This window comes from Actinoplanes sp. NPDC049802 (genome assembly GCF_040656595.1).
In the GTDB taxonomy this organism is placed as follows: domain Bacteria; phylum Actinomycetota; class Actinomycetes; order Mycobacteriales; family Micromonosporaceae; genus Actinoplanes.
Map to the genome: position 1 here is coordinate 14,832 of NZ_JBFAMR010000081.1, position 18,883 is coordinate 33,714.

General features: G+C 69.5%; 12 protein-coding genes. 7 read left to right on the plus strand and 5 right to left on the minus strand.

The window, feature by feature from the left end; translation table 11 throughout:
• Positions 1–85: 85 nt before the first annotated feature.
• The 3 genes from AB0I88_RS34800 to AB0I88_RS34810 all read left to right on the plus strand — a co-directional run bounded on the left by AB0I88_RS34800 (position 86) and on the right by AB0I88_RS34810 (position 3,373).
• On the plus strand, positions 86–1,390 hold the full coding sequence (locus AB0I88_RS34800; RefSeq protein WP_361034713.1) for an extracellular solute-binding protein: 1,305 nt from the start codon (positions 86–88) through the stop codon (positions 1,388–1,390).
• A gap of 68 nt (positions 1,391–1,458) precedes the next feature.
• Complete coding sequence (locus AB0I88_RS34805) at positions 1,459–2,460, plus strand: sugar ABC transporter permease (RefSeq protein ID WP_361034716.1); 1,002 nt, start codon at positions 1,459–1,461, stop codon at positions 2,458–2,460.
• A gap of 127 nt (positions 2,461–2,587) precedes the next feature.
• Positions 2,588–3,373: a sugar ABC transporter permease gene (locus tag AB0I88_RS34810; protein ID WP_361034746.1), complete on the plus strand. Its 786-nt coding sequence runs from the start codon at positions 2,588–2,590 to the stop codon at positions 3,371–3,373.
• 126 nt (positions 3,374–3,499) lie between these two features.
• Here the strand turns inward: AB0I88_RS34810 and AB0I88_RS34815 are convergent, their stop codons facing one another.
• Positions 3,500–4,549, minus strand: coding sequence for a LacI family DNA-binding transcriptional regulator (locus tag AB0I88_RS34815; protein WP_361034719.1), 1,050 nt, complete (start codon positions 4,547–4,549; stop codon positions 3,500–3,502).
• A 243-nt stretch (positions 4,550–4,792) separates the two neighbouring features.
• Here AB0I88_RS34815 and pulA point away from each other — a divergent pair, with 243 nt between their 5' ends.
• Complete coding sequence (gene pulA, locus AB0I88_RS34820) at positions 4,793–10,252, plus strand: pullulanase-type alpha-1,6-glucosidase (protein WP_361034722.1); 5,460 nt, start codon at positions 4,793–4,795, stop codon at positions 10,250–10,252.
• A 283-nt stretch (positions 10,253–10,535) separates the two neighbouring features.
• Positions 10,536–11,093 carry a DinB family protein gene (locus AB0I88_RS34825; protein ID WP_361034725.1) on the plus strand — a complete coding sequence of 186 codons (558 nt, stop codon included), beginning with the start codon at positions 10,536–10,538 and terminating at the stop codon, positions 11,091–11,093.
• Here the strand turns inward: AB0I88_RS34825 and AB0I88_RS34830 are convergent.
• From AB0I88_RS34830 to AB0I88_RS34840, 3 genes are read right to left on the minus strand one after another with little or no spacing between them, the layout of a single operon-like run.
• On the minus strand, positions 11,083–13,494 hold the full coding sequence (locus tag AB0I88_RS34830) for an EAL domain-containing protein (RefSeq protein ID WP_361034728.1): 2,412 nt from the start codon (positions 13,492–13,494) through the stop codon (positions 11,083–11,085). The genes AB0I88_RS34825 and AB0I88_RS34830 overlap by 11 nt on opposite strands.
• A 52-nt stretch (positions 13,495–13,546) precedes the next feature.
• On the minus strand, positions 13,547–14,425 hold the full coding sequence (locus AB0I88_RS34835) for a sulfite exporter TauE/SafE family protein (RefSeq protein WP_361034731.1): 879 nt from the start codon (positions 14,423–14,425) through the stop codon (positions 13,547–13,549).
• 37 nt (positions 14,426–14,462) lie between these two features.
• Positions 14,463–16,790, minus strand: a complete 2,328-nt coding sequence (locus AB0I88_RS34840; protein ID WP_361034734.1) for a bifunctional diguanylate cyclase/phosphodiesterase — start codon at positions 16,788–16,790, stop codon at positions 14,463–14,465.
• 130 nt (positions 16,791–16,920) lie between these two features.
• Here AB0I88_RS34840 and AB0I88_RS34845 point away from each other — a divergent pair, with 130 nt between their 5' ends.
• Both AB0I88_RS34845 and AB0I88_RS34850 read left to right on the plus strand, forming a co-directional pair.
• Positions 16,921–17,145, plus strand: a complete 225-nt coding sequence (locus tag AB0I88_RS34845; RefSeq protein ID WP_361034737.1) for a hypothetical protein — start codon at positions 16,921–16,923, stop codon at positions 17,143–17,145.
• Between the two features lie 130 nt (positions 17,146–17,275).
• Positions 17,276–17,689 (plus strand): CBS domain-containing protein, encoded by a 414-nt coding sequence (locus AB0I88_RS34850; RefSeq protein ID WP_361034740.1) that lies wholly within the window; start codon positions 17,276–17,278, stop codon positions 17,687–17,689.
• 68 nt (positions 17,690–17,757) lie between these two features.
• Here the strand turns inward: AB0I88_RS34850 and AB0I88_RS34855 are convergent.
• Positions 17,758–18,883, minus strand: a 1,126-nt coding sequence (locus AB0I88_RS34855; RefSeq protein WP_361034743.1) for a hypothetical protein, incomplete at its 5' end; no start/stop codon positions are given.

An 18,883-nucleotide genomic window follows, 5' to 3' on the forward strand; every position in this document is an offset into this window, starting at 1 on the left:
GCAAGTTCGTTCGCAAGGGGTTTCTAAGCCCGAAACTTCTTGCTACCGTCCGGTCGAACCCCAGCAGGTAGTCAAGGAGCGCAACATGCGTCGCATAAACAAGGGACTCGCCGCACTCACCTCCGTCGCCCTCGCCTTCACGATCGCCGCCTGCGGCGGCGAGGAGAAGTCGGGCTCCACGGAGAACAAGGCGGCCGACCCGGCTTCCCTGTCCGCCGAGCTCACGTGGTGGGACACCTCGGACGCGAAGAACGAGGGCCCGGCCTTCCAGGAGCTGATCGCCAACTTCAACAAGACGTACCCGAACGTCAAGATCAACTACCAGTCGGTGCCGTTCGCCGAGGCGCAGAACAAGTTCAAGACCGCCGCCGCCGCGAAGACCGGCGCGCCGGACATCCTCCGCGCCGAGGTCGCCTGGGTGCCCGAGTTCGCCTCTCTGGGCTACCTGTACTCGCTGGACGGCTCGGAGCTGCTCGCCGACGAGTCGGACTACCTGGCCGCCCCGATGGCGTCCAACAAGTTCGACGGCAAGACCTACGGCGTACCGCAGGTCACCGACAGCCTCGCCCTGCTCTACAACAAGGAGCTCGTCGAGAAGGCCGGCGTCGAGGTGCCGAAGACGTGGGCCGACCTGAAGACCGCCGCCCAGACCGTCAAGAAGAAGACCGGCGTCGACGGCCTGTACGTCAACGCCGCCGGCTACTTCACGCTGCCGTTCATGTACGGCGAGGGCGGTGACCTGGTCGACACCGCGAACAAGAAGATCGTGGTCAACTCCGAGCAGAACGTCGCGGGCCTCAAGATCGCGAAGGACCTGATCGACAGCGGCGCCTCGGTCAAGCCGTCGGCCACCGACTCCTACGGCACGATGATGACCCTCTTCAAGGAGAAGAAGGTCGCCTTCATCATCAACGGCCCGTGGGAGGTCAACAACATCAAGACCGCCCCGTCCTTCGGTGGCGTCGAGAACCTCGGCATCGCCCCGGTCCCGGCCGGTTCCGCGAAGGCCGGCGCCCCGATCGGCGGCCACAACTACGTGATCTGGTCCGGCGTTCCGCAGGAGAAGGCCGCCGCCGCCGTCGCGTTCGTCAAGTTCCTGAGCTCGGCCGAGTCGCAGGCGTTCATCGCCGACAAGCTGGGCGTCCTGCCCACCCGCAAGTCGGCCTACGACGTCGCGTCGGTGAAGAGCAACGCGGTCATCTCCGCCTTCAAGCCGGTCGCCGAGGCCGCTGTCAGCCGCCCGTGGATCCCCGAGGGTGGCCAGTTCTTCGGCCCGCTGGACCAGATGGCCACCGAGGTCCTGATCCAGAACAAGGACGCCAAGGCTTCGCTCGACGCCGTGGCCAAGAAGTACAAGGCCGAGGTCGTCCCGTCCTACGCCACCAACTGACCGATTGAAGCAGGCGCCGGCCCGCACGGGCCGGCGCCCGCAGTCGTTCCCCCCATGGAGCACAGCTGATGAGCACTGTGACCGCCGACCCGGCGCCGGGCCGCGTCGGACTGCCGACGAAGTTGCGGCGGAGCTGGGACAAGAACTGGTCGGCGTGGGCGATGGTCGTGCCCGTCGTCCTCGTCCTGGCGATCCTGATCTTCTATCCCCTGATCAACGGCTTCTGGATCTCGTTCACCAACCAGACCGAGGCCAACCAGCTCGCCGAGATCTGCACCAAGTCCATCACCGGTGGCGAGGTCTGTAAGGAGAACCCGAACGCCTGGTCGTTCGTGGGCCTCGACAACTACGTCAACGTCCTCACCGGCAAGGTCGGCGAGTTCTGGATGTGGACCGCGAACACCCTGGTGTGGACGGTCGTCGGGGTGGCCTTCCACTACGGTCTCGGCCTCGGCCTGGCCGTCATGATCAACCGCCGGATGCGGTTCCGCGGCCTTTACCGGGTGCTGCTCGTGCTGCCCTGGGCGGTCCCCGCGTTCGTCAGCGCCTTCGCCTGGAAGTTCCTGTTCAACGAGCGCTTCGGCGTGATCAACTCGATGCTCGGGTGGGTCGGCGTCGATCCGGTCGCCTGGTTCGACAGCCGCTGGACCTCGATGTTCACGGCGGTGGTCACGAACATCTGGCTCGGTGTCCCGTTCATGATGGTGGCCCTGCTCGGCGGCATGCAGAGCATCCCCGAGGAGCTCTACGAGTCGGCCGAGATCGACGGCGCCTCGCCGTGGCAGCGGTTCCGCAACATCACCCTGCCGGGCCTGCGCCCGGTCAGCATGACGGTGATCCTGCTCGGCACCATCTGGACCTTCAACATGTTCCCGATCATCTTCCTGGTGACCGAGGGACAACCGGCCGGCCAGACCGAGATCCTGGTCACCGGTGCCTTCCGGGCAGCCTTCGAGGGTATCCGGAACTACTCGCTCGCCTCCACCTATGGCGTGCTGATCCTCTCGATCCTGCTCATCTTCTCGGTCTTCTACCGGCGGGTGCTGCGCAAGCAAGGCGAGGTCTGGTGACATGGCTCAGATGACGACCACTCCGCCGATCACGGCGTTCCCGGCGCCGACGCCGACCGAGGCGCCCGTCAACAAGCCGCGGCGCGGCCGGCGCAGCGTCGCCGCCTCGATCGGGCTGCACGCCACCATGATCGTGGCCTCGGTCATCGCGATCGGCCCGATCGTCTGGGTGCTGCTCTCCTCGTTCAAGCCCGGGTACGCCGTGCAGAGCAGTGAGCTCACCCTGGTCAAGGACCCGACCCTGGCCAACTACGAGTACGTGCTGTTCGACACCAACTTCCCGCAGTGGTTCCTCAACTCGGTGGTGGTGGCGGCGTTCACGATGCTCCTGGGCATCTTCTTCTCGGCCACCACCGGCTACGCCATGTCCCGGTTCAACTTCCCGGGCCGCCGGCCGCTGATGATGGTCTTCCTGGTCACCCAGATGTTCCCGGTGGCCATCCTGATCGTGCCGATCTACACGATCATGGCCAACCTCGGTCTGATCAACACACTGCCGTCGCTGGTCATCGCGTACCTGACGATCGCGGTGCCGTTCTGCGCCTGGATGCTCAAGGGCTACTTCGACTCGATTCCGACCTCGCTCGACGAGGCGGCGTCACTGGACGGCTGCGGCCCGTTCCGCACGTTCTGGACGGTGATCCTGCCGCTGGCCCGCCCGGCGATCGCGGTGACCGGTTTCTACACCTTCCTCACCGCCTGGGGTGAGGTGGCCTACGCGTCGGCCTTCATTCAGACCGACGACAAGTTCACCCTGGCCTACGGGATGCGCCAGTTCGTGCCGCAGTTCAATCCGCAGTGGGAATACCTCACCGCGGCGGCCATTCTGGTGACGATCCCGGCCGGAATCGTATTCCTCTTCGCCCAGAAGCATCTCGTGTCCGGTCTTACCGCCGGCGGCACGAAGGGCTGATTCGCTAAACGAATTCCGTCCAGGCGCCCACCGATTCCGGTAGGCGCCTGGACGTCTTTGCCCAATCCGAGAGAACGCTCTCACGAGGTACGGACGGCGGCTCGGCCGCCATCCGTACCTTTTCGGTCAGGCGACTGTGGTGGCGACCGCGACCTCCGAGCGGATCGGAGCGATCGCCGTCGAGTTGCGAACCACCAGCTCGGGGTGGAAAAGGTACTCCGAGTGCGGCGCCCCGTGCCCGTTGATCTCGTCGACCAGGGAGCGGACCGCGGCCACCGCCATCGCGGCGACCGGCTGGCGCAGCGTGGTCAGGGGCGGGTCGGTGAACGGGATCAGCGCCGAGTCGTCGAAGCCGATGACCGACACCTCCTCGGGAACCCGCAGGCCACGCCGCCGGGCGGCCCGGATCGCGCCCAGCGCCATCATGTCCGAGGCGCAGATGATCCCGGTCACACCTTTGTTCAGCAGCCGGTCAGCGGCCACCTCGCCGCCCTCCACGCCGAACAGCGTGAGCGAGATCAGCTCGTCCACCCCGGCGTCGGAGAGGCCCATCTCACGCTTCATCGCGGTCCGGTAGCCCTGGAGCTTGCGCTGGGTGTTGATGAACCGGTTGGGGCCGGAGATCATGCCGATCCGCCGGTGCCCGAGCGCCACCAGATGACCGACCGCCAGCTCGCCGGCGACCCGGTCGTCGCACGACACGAAGGGCGCCTCGAGCTCCTTGGCGTAGCCGTTGACCAGCACGATCGGCAGCGGCCGGTCGAGCAGCCGCTGATAACGGGAGCGGTCCGAGGTGGTGTCGGCGGAGAGTGAGGAGATGAAGATGATGCCGGAGACCTGCCGGTCGAGGAGCATCTCGACGTACTCGTCCTCGGTGACGCCGCCGGGTGACTGAGTGCACAGCACCGGCGTGTAGCCGTGCTGGGCGAGCGTCGACTCGATCACCTGGGCGAAGGCCGGGAAGATCGGGTTGTCCAGCTCGGGGACCACCAGGCCGACGAGGCCGGCGCTGCGCTTGCGCAATCTTTCGGGTCGTTCGTACCCGAGGACGTCCAGTGCGGTCAGAACCGCTTGTCGAGTTTCAGCTGAGACGCCGGGGCGGTCATTAATGACACGCGACACCGTCGCCTCACTGACCTGAGCCTGTTTGGCGATATCGGCCATTCGCGCACGCATGGTCTCACTCTAGTGGTCCGATGTCTGCTCGGCATGGTCCTGAAAGGCCTTCCATTCCATGCAAGACCTTGCTAACGTCCCGGCAACAAGAGCGACACACGTTGATCGTTCGACGAAACGTGCCCCGGATCGGCGGGCCGACCCATGATCACACTACGGAGTCGATCGGGCGGCGTCCACGCCGGGGCGGTGCTGGAAATATATATCAGTCGATCCGATACCACCGAATCGGAAGGGTGCGCAGTGGCACCGAGAAAACCCCTACACCGCCGTCTGAGGCTGGGCGCCGCGCTGCTCAGCCTCTTCCTCCCACTCGTCGCCGTGCCGGCCTCCACCGCCGTCGCGGCTCCTTCCGTTCCCAGTGACGCCGTGATCGCCCAGTGGGGCTCGGACCAGCCGGCCAAGAGCGAACAGTTCTACTTCGTGCTCCCGGACCGGTTCGCCAACGGTGACACCAGGAACGACAAGGGCGGCCTCTCCGGCGACCGCCTGGCGACCGGGTACGACCCGGCCGACAAAGGCTTCTACCACGGCGGCGACCTCAAAGGCGTGATGGACCGGCTGGACTACATCCAGGGTCTCGGCACCACCGCCATCTGGCTCGCCCCGGTCTTCAAGAACCGTCCCGTGCAGGGCACCGGCAACGACGTCTCGGCCGGCTACCACGGCTACTGGATCACCGACTTCACCCAGGTCGACCCGCACTTCGGCACCAACGCGGACCTGAAGAAGCTGGTCAAGCTCGCGCACCAGCGCGGCATGAAGATCTACCTGGACATCATCGTCAACCACACCGCGGACGTCATCAAGTACGCGGAGAACAAGTACACGTACGTCGAGAAGGCGGACTCCCCGTACACCGACACCGACGGGCAGCCGTTCGAGGACCGCAACTACGCGACCTCGGGCGCCTTCCCGGAGACGGACGCCACGTCGTACCCGTACACCCCGGTGTTCGGCAACACGGCGGACAGCAAGGTGAAGGTTCCGTCGTGGCTGAACGACGTGAACATGTACCACAACCGCGGCGACTCCACGTTCGCCGGCGAGAACAGCGAGTACGGTGACTTCTACGGCCTCGACGACCTCTTCACCGAGCGTCCCGAGGTGGTCGAGGGCATGACGAAGATCTACTCGGACTGGGTCGAGGACACCGGCATCGACGGCTACCGTCTCGACACCGTCAAGCACTCCAACCTGGAGTTCTGGCAGCAGTGGGCGCCCGGCGTCGAGAAGGCCGCGAAGAAGGCCGGCAAGGACGACTTCTTCATGTTCGGCGAGGTCTACAGCGCCGACCAGGAGATCCAGTCGACCTACGTGCGGGAGGGCAACCTGCCCGCCACCCTGGACTTCTCGTTCCAGGAGGCGGCGCGCGGCTTCGTCACCGGCAACAGCGGCGCCGACGCGCTGTCCGCCATGTACGCCAAGGACGACCTCTACACCGCCCGCGACACCGGCGCGGACCGGCTGCCGACCTTCCTCGGCAACCACGACATGGGCCGGATCGGCTCCTTCATCGCCTCCGCGGCGACCGCCGAGACCCAGCTCAAGCGTGACCAGCTCGCCCACGAGCTAATGTTCCTCACCCGTGGCCAGCCGGTCGTCTACTCCGGTGACGAGCAGGGCTTCACCGGCCCGGGCGGCGACAAGGACGCCCGCCAGGACCTGTACGCCAGCAAGTCGGCGGACTACCTGGACGACGACCTGATCGGCACCGACAGCACCCACGCGGTGGACAACTACAACACGTCGCACCCGGTCTACCAGACCATCGCGGCGCTGGCGAAGCTGCGCAAGGCGAACCCGGCGCTGGTCACCGGCACCCAGGTCACCCGGTACGCGGCCGAGGGCCAGGGCGTCTTCGCGGCCTCCCGGCTGGACAAGGCGAAGCGCGCGGAGTACGTGGTCGCGTCCAACAACGCCACCACCGCGCAGACCGTCAGCTTCGCCACCGGGACGCCGAACGCCACGTTCGCCGGGATCTACGGCGGCGCGACCGCGGTCACCTCGGGCGCCGACGGCAAGATCACCATCACGGTTCCGGCGCTGTCGTCGGTCGTCCTCAAGGCGGGCGCGACGATCGCCGTGCCGGCCGCGGCCCCGACCGTGAGCATCAGCGGCCCCAAGCCGGGCGCGTCGGTTCCCACCCGTACCGAGATCGTGGCCGACGTCACCGGTGACCCGCTGTCGACGGTGACCTTCGCGGCCCAGGCCGGCAACGGCCGGTGGAAGCTGCTCGGCACCGCTGACAAGGCCCCGTACCGGGTCTACCACGACCTGACCGGACTGGCCGGGGACACCCCGGTGCGGTACAAGGCAGTGGTGCGGGACAGCAAGGGACGCCTCGCGTCCTCGACCGTGGACATCACCGTCGGCACCCCGGAGGCCACCTCCACCGCCGGCTACGCGGTCGTGCACTACCAGCGCCCCGAGGGCGGCTACGACGACCAGAACCTGTACGTGTGGGGCGACGTCGACCCGTCGATGACCACCAGCTGGCCCAACGGTCAGCAGTTCGTCGGCGAGGACTCGTACGGCCGCTTCGCCTACGTGAAGCTCAAGCCGGGCGCGAAGAGCGTCGGGTTCATCGTGGTCGACGACAACGGAGACAAGGACGTCGACGCGGACCGGACCATCAACGTCGGCGAGAACCCGGAGATCTGGATCAAGCAGGGCGACGCCAAGGTCTACACCTCCCGGCAGGCCGCCACCGGCGAGCCCGACCCGGCACAGGACCCGAACAAGGCGATCCTGCACTGGCGCAAGGCCGACGGGAACTACGACGGCTGGGGCCTGCACGTCTGGGCCGGCGCCGCCAACCCGACCGACTGGGCGACCCCGCTCCTGCCGGCCCGGATCGACTCCTACGGCGCGGTCTTCGAGGTCCCGCTCGCGGCCGGGGCGACCTCGCTGAGCTACATCATCCACCGCGGCGACGAGAAGGACCTGCCCACCGACCAGTCTCTCGACTTCGCCAAGGCGGGCCGCGAGGTCTGGCTGCTGGGCGGTCAGGAGACCCGCCTGCTGCCGCTGGTCAAGACGGCCTCCGGGGCCGGCGAGATCGACATCGCCAAGTCCCGCGCGGTCTGGCTGGACCGGGGCACGGTGGCCTGGAAGACCGGCACCGGCACCTCCCTGGAGCCGGTCGGCGCCGGCACCGACGGCAAGGTCTACGACCTGGTCTGGTCGCCCGACGGCGGGATCGGCGTCAAGGACGGCGAGCTGACCGGGACGTACCAGTCGGTCACCCTGTCCGCGCAGCGCAACGGGCTCACCGAGGCGCAGCGCGAGAGGTTCCCGCACCTGTGGCAGTACGGCGCGTTCCGTACCGCCAAGAAAGATCTTGCAGAGGTCTTGCGGAGCCAGGTCGTGGTGACCGAGCGCGACGCCGCCGGCAAGCTGCTCTCGGCCACCGGCGTCCAGCTGTCCGGTGTCCTCGACGACGTCTACGGCGACGAAGCCACCGGCGCCACCCTCGGCCCGGTCGTCAGCGGCAGGAAGGCGAGCGTCGCGGTGTGGGCGCCGACCGCCCGCGCCGTCGAACTCGAGGTCTACGACACCGCCGGCCAGGCCACCCCGGCCCTGGCGAAGCTGACCCGCGACGACCGCACCGGCGTCTGGTCCGGCCGCGGCGACTGGGCCGGCAAGTTCTACAAGTTCCGGGTGACCGCGTGGCAGCCGGCCGCGCGGAAGGTGGTCACCGCGTCGGTCACCGACCCGTACTCGGTCGCGCTCACCGCCGACTCGACCCGCAGCCGGTTCGTCAGCCTGTCCGACCCGGCGCTCGCGCCGGCCGGCTGGGCGGGTCTGCGCAAGCCGGCCGCCACCGCCCCCGCGAAGATCCAGATCTCGGAGCTGTCGGTCCGGGACTTCTCGATGGCCGACGCGTCGGTTCCCGCCGCCGAGCGGGGCACGTTCAGCGCCTTCACCCGGAAGGACAGCGCGGGCATGAAGCACCTGGCCGAGCTGGGCGAGGCCGGGGTCACCCACCTGCACCTGCTGCCGGCGTTCGACTTCGCCACCATCCCGGAGAAGCGTGCCGACCAGCAGCAGCCCGCCTGTGACCTGGCGTCGCTGCCCGCCGACTCGGACCAGCAGCAGGCCTGCATCGAGAAGGTGGCCGCCACCGACGGCTACAACTGGGGTTACGACCCGCTGCACTACACCGTCCCCGAGGGCGGCTACGCGGTCGAGCCCGACCAGCGGACCAAGGAGTTCCGCGCGATGGTGGCGGGCGTCAACCAGGCCGGCCTGCGGGTCGTCATGGACGTCGTCTACAACCACACCTCGGCCGCCGGCACGGACGCCAAGTCGGTGCTCGACCAGATCGTGCCCGGCTACTACCACCGGCTGCTCGACGACGGGACCGTCGCCAACTCCACCTGCTGCGCCAACACCGCGCCGGAGAACGCGATGATGGGCAAACTCGTGGTCGACTCGATCGTCACGTGGGCGAAGGCGTACAAGGTCGACGGTTTCCGCTTCGACCTGATGGGCCACCACCCGAAGGAGAACATGCTGGCGGTGCGCCGCGCCCTGGACAAGCTCACGCTCGCCAAGGACGGTGTCGACGGCCGGAACATCTACGTGTACGGCGAGGGCTGGAACTTCGGCGAGGTGGCGAACGACGCCCGCTTCATCCAGGCCACCCAGCTCAACATGGGCGGCACCGGGATCGGCACGTTCAACGACCGGCTCCGTGACGCGGTCCGCGGCGGCGGCCCGTTCGACAACAACCCGCGCATCCAGGGCTTCGCGACCGGCCTGGCCGGCGCCCCCAACGGCGACGCGGTCAACGGCACCGAGGCGGAGCAGAAGGCGCGCCTGCTGCACTACCAGGACCTGATCAAGGTCGGTCTGACCGGCAACCTGGCGGACTACACGTTCACCGACTCGTCGGGGGCCGTGGTCAAGGGCTCGCAGGTCGACTACAACGGCGCCCCGGCCGGCTACACGCAGGACCCGGGCGAGGTCATCACCTACGTCGACGCGCACGACAACGAGATCCTGTACGACGCGATGGCGTACAAGCTGCCGCAGGCCACCACGGCCGCGGACCGGGCGCGGGCCCAGTCGGTGGCGCTGGCCACCACGGTGCTCGGCCAGGGCGCGGGCTTCGTGACCGCGGGCAGCGAGATCCTCCGCTCCAAGTCGCTGGACCGGAACTCGTTCAACTCCGGCGACTGGTTCAACCAGATCATCTGGGACTGCACGCAGGGCAACGGTTTCGGCAGGGGTCTGCCGCCCAAGGCGGACAACGAGTCGAAGTACGCCTACGCCAAGCCGCTGCTGGCCGACCCGGCCCTGGTGCCGGACTGCGCCTCGATGAACCTGAGCAACAACCTCTACCAGGAGCTGCTCAGGATCCGGAAGTCCAGCCCGGCGTTCGGTCTGGCCACCGGCTCGCAGGTGCAGAAGCGGGTGTCCTTCCCGCTCTCCGGCGCCAAGGAGACCGCCGGCGTGATCACCATGACGATCGACGCCCGCGGCGTGGACCGGCAGTGGAAGTCGATCACGGTGGTCTTCAACGCCGGCGCCACGGCGGCCACCCAGACGGTGCCCGCGCTGGCCGGCAAGAAGGTGACCCTTCACCCGGTCCAGCAGTCCTCGGCCGACCCGGTGACGCGTACCGCCTCGTTCGCGGCCGCCACCGGAACGCTGACCGTCCCCGCACGGACCGTCTCCGTCTTCGTGCAGAGCTGATCCTTCCCGGTCAGTTCCGCTGACCCCCGGGTCGGCGCCGGACCCCTTCCACCCTGGCGCCGACCCGGCTCAGCTCCCGATCACGGCCACCGCTCACCCGCCTGCCGAGGTGGGCGGTGGCCGTTTCCATCGGTCACCCCCAGGCGTCTCTCCCGCGCTTCCTTTCCGGTACGCCGTACGCCGCCGGAGCACACCCTGGACCGTCCCGTGGCGCACCGCGATCTCCGCGCCACTCCGGGCAGCGAGGCCGCGCCGGGCCGATCGGGCCCCCTAGTGTGGGGTGATGAGCTTCGACTGGAATCGGCATCTCCGTGAGCAGCTCGACTTCCACTGGCGTCATCAGCTGCGCCCGGGCCTCGACGGCCTCACCGACGACGAGTACTTCTGGGAGCCCGCGCCCGGCGCGTGGAGCGTGCGGCCGCGCGGCACGAGCACCGCGGCGATGGCGGCCGGGAGTGGCGACTTCACCATCGACTGGGAGTACCCGGAGCCGTCCCCACCGCCGGTCACCACCATCGCCTGGCGGCTCGGCCACATCATCGTCGGCGTGTTCGGGGCCCGGTCGGCCGCCCATTTCGGCGGACCGCCCGCCGACTACCCGGGCTTCGCGTACGCGGGAACCGCCGGTGAGGCGCTGGAGCAGCTCGACGCCGCCTACGCCACCTGGTCGGCCGGTGTCACCGCGCTGGGCGACGGCGGGCTGTCGCGCCCGTGCGGTCCGGCCGAGGGCGCCTACGCCGCCGAGCCGATGGCGACCCTGATCCTGCACATCAACCGTGAGGTCATCCACCACGGCGCCGAGATCATGCTGCTGCGCGACCTGTACCGGGTCAGGTGTTGAACACCGGCGTGGTGAGCCGCTCGTAGAGCTGGTAGGCCGGCTCGGGGCGGCCCAGGTGGTAACCCTGGGCGTACTTGCAGCCCATCACGGTGAGCAGGGCGAGCTGTTCGGCGTCCTCGACCCCTTCGGCGACCACCCGCAGGCCGAGGGTGTGGCCCAACTGGACGATGGCGGTGACCAGCTCCTGCTGCCGGCCGTTGCCGGCCAGACCGGTGATGAAGGAGCGGTCGAGTTTCAGCACGTCGACCGGGATGTCGCGGAGGTAGCCGAGCGACGAGTAGCCGGTGCCGAAGTCGTCGATGGCGATCCGGACGCCGAGGTCGCGCAGCTCCTGGAGACGGGCCGAGGTGACCGCCACGTCCCGCATCATCACGGTCTCGGTGAGTTCCAGCACCAGGCAGTGCGGGGAGAGCCCGGTGGTGGCCAGCGCGTAGGCGACGTGGTCGGTGAGGTCGGGCAGGTCCAGGTGCGCGGCGGACAGGTTGACGCTGACCCAGGCGGGCGCGGTCCACGGGCTCTCCAGTTGCCAGTGGCGCAGCGTACGGCAGGCCTCGAAGAGGATCCACCGGTCGATCTCGATGATCATGCCGGTCTCCTCGGCGAGCGGGATGAACGAGCCCGGCTGCTGGAGTCCGCGCAGCGGGTCCTGCCAGCGGACCAGCGCCTCGGCGCCGGTCACGTGGCCGTCCGGGATCGTGACCACCGGTTGCAGGTGCAGTCGCAGTTCGCCGCGGTGCACCGCCTCGCGCAGCCGGTTCTCCTGGTCGAGCCGGGTCAGCAGCTGTTCGTGCATCCGGGTCTCGAACACCATGAAACGGTTCTTGCCCAGGTCCTTGGCGGCGTACATGGCGACGTCGGCGTTGCGGACCACCTCGTCGGCGTCGGTGTAACGGGCCGCGTCCGGGACGACGCCGACGCTGACCGTCACCACCGCCTCCCGGCCGTGCACCATGAACGGCCGGGCGATGGTGTCCAGGCAGGCGCGGGCCAGCACCTCGACGACCGGCGGGGTGGCGCCCTCCAGCAGGACGGCGAACTCGTCACCGCCGAGACGGGCCACCGTGTCGTGCGGGCGCAGGGCGGCGCTGAGCCGCTCCGCCGCGGTACGCAGAAGCAGGTCCCCCGCGTTGTGCCCGAGGCTGTCGTTGACCCGCTTGAAACCGTCCAGGTCCAGGTAGAGCAGGGCGATGTGCTCGCCGGACGCCCGGGACCGGTTGAGCGCGTGGTCCAGCCGGTCGAGCAGCAGCTTGCGGTTGGGCAGCCCGGTGAGCCCGTCGTGCAGGGCCTGGTGACGCAGGTCGTGTTCGAGGTCGCGCTGCCGGGTGACGTCACGCAGCACGACCACGGCGCCGATCGGCCGGCCTTCCTTCTCGATGGAGCTGACCGTGTATTCGACGCGGACCGTGGTGGCGTCCGGCCGCAGCAGGCGGCCTTCCCGGGTGCCGCTGCCCAGGCCGCCGGCCGCCTCCGGGAAGAGCACGCGGGCCTCGCGCTGCAGCAGTCCGGCGGCGCCGAGGCCGGTGATCCGCCCGGCCGCCTCGTTGGCGAAGGCGATCCGGCCGGCCGGGTCGATGCCGCAGATGCCTTCGCCGGCGTTGGACAGGATGCTGTCGGTGTACTCCTTGGCGAGGATCTCCCGGGCGGAGCGTTCCAGCTGCTGGGCCATCGAGTTGAAGGCGCGGGCCAGCCGGCCGATCTCGTCGCGGCCGTCCGGTGGCACCCGCAGCGAGTAGTCGCCGGCGCGGATGGTGCGGACGGCCGTGGTGAGCGAGGTGATCCGGCGGACCACCGAGCCGGTGATGCCGACGCCGAGAGCGAGCACCAGCAGCATCACCACGGTGGCGCTGACCACGGTGATCAGCTGGGCGGGGCGGGTGGAGGCCATCATCTGGTCGTAGATCGGCGTGTACTCGACGATGATCGCGCCGACCGTCTTGCCGGCCTTGCTCCGCATCGGCACCACGACCTGCTTGATGCCGTCGGGATAGTCGCTGCTGGTCTCGACGAAGACCCGGGACTCGCCGTCGGCGATCGTCCTGCCGACCTCGTTGCCGAGGTCGTGGTCGAAGATGTGCCCGATGTTCTCCTTGACCACGTCCCCGAGGATGTACTCGGCGTAGTCGACCACCACGGCGTCGCGTTGCTGGGTCTCGTGCATGCGCTGGAGGTAGTTGTCGAGCGCCTCGGGGCTGTAGTAGAGCGGCGAGACCACCTCGTCCTCGGTGTCGACCGCCAGGCCCAGCGCGACGTCCATGGCGATGCCGCGGGCCAGCCGGGCCGCCTCCAGCGCGGCGGCCCGCTCGGCCGACGCCGTGGTGGCCTGCCAGGCGATCAGCGCGGTGGCACCCACCATGAGCGCCACCAGGAGATATCCACCCAGCAGCTTCTGCCGTACGTTCATCCGCACCCCCATAGCCGACGCTGCCCTATTTCGGCAGATCGTGGGGGAGTTATTAGCTGATACCGGTTTTTGCCAGTTCTTTCTGCCGGGCCTCCCGGCCGTACAGACCGATGCCGACCGCGACCAGGACCGCAACCGCGGCGACCACTCCGACCACCGGTGTGGGCAGGTCGAACAGTTTGAGCGCGCTGGCCAGCAGCACGATCACCAGCGCGGACCGGACCAGCCCGCCCGGCGCTCGCGACGAGATCCGGGAGCCGATCAGCACACCCGGGATGGACCCGAGGATGACCGCGCCGGCGATGTCGAGCTGGAGGTCGCCGAAGAAGGCGTGCCCCAGCGCTGCCGCGGTGACCAGCGGCACCGCCTGGATCAGGTCGGTGCCGACCAGGTCGTTGGCGCGCAGCTTGGGGTAGAGGGCCAGCAGCGCCACGATGATCAGCGAGCCGGAGCCGACCGAGGTGAGGCCGACGACCAGGCCGCCCATGATGCCGATCAGCACGGTCGGCACGGGTTTGACGATGATCGGGGCCGGCGGGCCGTCCGCGTTGCGCCGTCCGGTCCAGGCCTTGAGCAGCATCCCGCCGGCGGCCAGCAGCAGCGCCACGCCCAGGGCGATCTTGACGGCGTGCTGGACGCTCTCGTCGCTGCCGAACAGGTTGAGCAGCAGCACGCCGAGGAAGGCGGCCGGGATGCTGCCGGCGCAGAGCCAGCCGACCAGGCGCCAGTTCACCGTGCCGCGGCGGGCGTGCACCCAGCCACCGAACGGTTTCATGATCGCGCTGGCGGCCAGGTCGCTGGAGATGGCGGCGACCGGATGCACCCCGAACAGGAGGACGAGGATGGGCGTCATCAGAGCGCCACCGCCCATGCCGGTGAGCCCGACGATGATGCCGACTCCCAGGCCGGCGAACACCATGATCGGATCCATGCGGCGCAGCCTGCCGGACGAACACCTTCCTTGTCTACTAAGTCAGTTGAGATTGTCGAGTTTCTCCCACGCCGATCATCAGTTCGATGTCGGATTCCGGCAACGGGCGGGCGAAATGGTATCCCTGGGCGAATCGGTAACCGGCCTGGTAAAGACGTTCCGCCTGCTCAGCGGTCTCCACGCCCTCGGCCACCGCCTGCATGCGCAGACCCTCGGTGATGCCGATCAGGCTGTCCACGATCACCGCCTGCGGGCTGCGGGTGGTCACCCCGTCGACGAACGACTTGTCCACCTTCAGCCAGCTCACCGGGCAGTCCACCAGCAGACTGAGCGACGACTGGCCGGTGCCGAAGTCGTCCAGCGCGATGCTCAGGCCCTGCCCGGCCAGCGCCCGCACCACGTCCAGGGCCACCCCCGTGCCGAGCACCGCCGTCTCGGTCACCTCGACCACCAGCCGGGCCGGGTTCAGCCCGGCCGCCGACAGCAGCGCCGCCATCTCGGCCGGGAAACCCGGCTCGCCCAGCTGCCGCGCGGACACGTTCACGCTGACCTTGCCGGGCGCGTCCGGGCCCAGCTCGCGCTCCCAGCGGGCCGCCTGCGCCACGGCCTGCTCCAGGACCCAGCGGCCCAGCTCGACGATGTAGCCGTTGCGCTCGGCGAGCGGGATGAACATCGCGGGTGAGATCAGGCCCCGCTCCGGGTGACGCCAGCGGACCAGCGCCTCCACGCCGGTGAGCCGGCCGTGCGGCAGCTCGACGATCGGCTGGTAGAGCAGGAACAGCTCGTCCCGGGCGATGGCCTGCCGCAGATCGGCGGCGAGCCGGGCGTCGTTGTCGGCGATCTGGTCCATGATCGGGTCGAACCAGGTCCAGCGGCCGCCGCCCGCGTTCTTGGCGGCGTACATCGCCACGTCGGCGCGGCGCAGCAACTCCAAGGCGGTGTCCTCGGGCCGGCTCGCGGTGACGCCGACGCTGATCCGCGGCGCCATCTCCAGCCCGCCGTCGAGCACCGGCGCCTGCACCACGCTCATCAGCTCGAGCAGCAGGGTGTCGGTCTCGGCCTCGGTCAGGCCGGGCAGCAGCAGGGTGAACTCGTCACCGCCGATCCGGGCCACGGTGTCCTCGGACCGCAGCCGCTCCCGCAGTCGCCGGCTGATCGTCTGGAGCAGGATGTCGCCGGTGCCGTGCCCGTACCGGTCGTTGACGGTTTTGAAGTCGTCCAGATCGAGCAACGCCACCATGAACGGCTCGCCGCCGGCGAGCCGCGCCGAGATCTCCTCGACATACGACGAGCGGTTGCCGATGCCGGTGAGCGCGTCGTGCGAGACCTGATGATCCAGTTGCTTCTGGTACGCCTGAAGCTGACTGAGACTGGCGTCCACGGTGTCGAGCAGCCGGGCGTTGTCCCGCAGCGTGGTGAGCTGCCGGAGGACGACGAGCACGGTGGCACCGGCGGCGGCCAGCGCCATCACCATCTCGGCCCCACCGCGCGGCACCTCCACCCGCAGCACCGCCGCGTAGAGCAGCGCCACCGCCAGGTAGGGCACGATGCTGAACCGCCGTGCCGGCGGCCGGACCGGCGGCGGCTGGTTCCGGTTCCGCAGCTGCCGTCGTGCCGCGAGGATCGCCGTGAGCTGCGACATCGGAAACGCCAGCAGGCTGGTGGACAGGTACGGCCGGTCGACGATGAACGGCGCCACCGCCGCCGTCAGCGCGGCCAGCCCCACCCCGGCCGAGAGGATGTGCAGGGCGCCCCGGTCCAGCCGTCCGGCCCCGGCGAACGCCACCTTCACGAAGGTGACCAGCGACACCGCCGACACCAGGGTGATCACCATGACCGCGCGCGGGGTGGCGTTCGGCGAGCCGGAGAAGTCGATCCGGCTCAGCGAGAGGTGCCAGAGCAGCACACCGGCGGTGAGCACGATGATCCCGGTGTCCAGGACGAACCGGAGCCAGTCGCCGGACGTGCGCTGCCAGGTCGGCAGCCGCAGCAGGGCGTAGAGCACGAACCCCATGCAGAACCCGAAGATCAGCTGGGTGCGGACGCCGATCTGCTGGGACAGCACCGGGCCCGCGAGGGCGTCGTACATCGCGCTGGCCGTCCCGGGAATCAGCATCCCGCAGGCGATACCCAGCCGGGTCCAGAAGCGGCGGGTGTCCCGGTCGATCTCGGCGCAGCGGGCCACCCGGCTGCACTCGTAGGTCACCAGCATCGAGAACACCGGCATGACCAGCCAGGCGACGATCGGGTGCCGCCACTCGTGGAACAGCCCGATGACGAACCAGCCGTTCACGAACAGGAAGAGCCCGAGAGCCACGACCAGGGACGGGTCGATACGGCGATGAGCGGACCTCGAGACGTGCATGGTCCGCTCATCGGATCCGGGCCGCGCCGGTGTAGGAAATGCGCGAGTCACCTCAGGGCCGTCCGGGTCCGGCCGATCGGTTCCGTTCGAACGCGGCCGCCCGGCCGCCCGTACCCGGAGGTGCCCACCGGTGGATCCGCTGCTGCTGCTCCTGCGTGAGGAGATGGCCCGCAAGCTCACCGACGCCGCCGCCACCATGGCCGCGACCGTCGAGGTGCTGACCGCCGCCCGGACGATCGCCGGTGACGTCCGCGGCACCGAGTCGCTGCGGGCCGCCATCGAGGAACTCAACGACACCCGCGACCGCCTGCTCGGCCAGGCGGGCGCCCTGGACGCGTTCGCACCCCGCGGCTAGCGCCGTCCGAACGGCACGGCACCGGGCCCGGGGCACGGGAACGCGTCGGCGAATTCGCATCAACGATTGCCTCGCTCTGAAGCGGGTACGCGTTGTTACGACACTGTTGCGTCAAGAGAGGGGAATTTACATGACGACCGCCCGCGAGATCATGAGCCACGACGTCACCTGCGCCGGTGAGAAGGAGTCTCTGGCCGAGGCGGCCCGCAAGATGGCCGACCTGAACGTCGGATCGCTGCCGATCTGCGGCGCCGACAACCGGCTCCACGGCATGCTGACCGATCGGGACATCGTGGTGAAGGCGCTGGCCAAGGGGCGTAACCCGGCCGATGTGACGGCCGGCGAGTTCGCACAGGGCAAGCCGGTCACCATCGGCGCCGACGACGACGCCGCCGAGATCCTGCGCACCATGGCCCATCACAAGGTGCGGCGGCTCCCGGTCATCGACGGCCATCAGCTGGTCGGCATCGTCGCGGTCGCCGACGTGGCCCGGGCGCTGCCGGACCGTCCCGTCGGCGACCTGATCGACGCGATCAGCGAGTGAATCACCGGCCGGCGTCCCGATGCGCTTCCCGGCCGGCGTGACCTTCACGCCGGCCGGGGAGCCGCTCCTCAGTCCGCCAGCGAGGCCCAGTCCAGGCCCAGTCTCCGCAGCCGGCGCAGCGCCGAGCGGTGGCGGGCGCCCACGTACACCTCCAGCCAGTCGGTGTCGTCCTCGCCGACCAGCACCACCATGTCCGGTCCCGCGTACAGCCTCGAATGCCCGCACGGCCAGCGCAGCGGCCGCAGCGGCACCCGGTGCAGCGGGGCCACGATCCGCCGGGCCTGCGCCCGGTCGACGAACGCCATGCCGCCACCGTCCATCGCCGCGCGGGTCAGGCTCGACATCATGAGGTACGCGGAAAGCCGCTCCCGCTCGCGCAACGGCTGATCGCTCAGCCCGTGGTAGTAGACCGGCGGATCCTCCGAACCGGCTTCCATCAGCAGGTCGAAGGTGCCGTCCCCGGCGGTGCCGAAGATCAGCGTCCCGTCCGGCCCGCCGGCCGGCGGCCCCGGCAGGAAACGCAGCGACCCGCCGTACACCTCCGGGCGCCCGGCGGCCGCCTCGTGGAACGCGCGCAACGGCCCGGGCAGCCCGTCGGCCCGCGCCGGCTCGGCGGGCGGGACGTCGGCATACCAGTCCGCGACGAACAGCCGCAGCGCACCGACCGGATCGTCCGGCAGCAGATCCAGCCAGCCGGCCCCGGCGGGCGGCCCCTCCGGCCGGATCATCTCCAGCAGATGCGGTGGCAGCGGGTGGTGGAGCCGCAGACCGGCCCGCTGCAGGACGCCACGGCGGCGGGCCAGCTCGGTCACCCGCGCGGTGCCGAGCGCGAGGCAGCCGTCCGGTAGCCGGGCGAACACGTGGACCGGCAGGTCGTCGCCGCCGGTCAGCCGGCCTTCGACCAGTCTCGCGAACGGTCCGGTGACGGTCAGGTCCTCGGCGGTGCGCACGCCCCGGGTGATCACCACGGTGCCCTCGGGGCCGACCGCGAACAACTCCTCCGACCCGCCGCGCACCTTCGCCCGCGGCCCGGCGGCGGCGAGCGCCCCGGCCTCCTCGACGACGGACCAGAGGCGGATCTGCACGCGGGACACGGTATACATCGACGGCACCAGCGCCCTGGCCGCCGTGCTGCTCACCGGCGCGGCCGCGCTCGCCGCGATCGGGTTCGGCGGCAAGGCGTCCGAGGCGGTG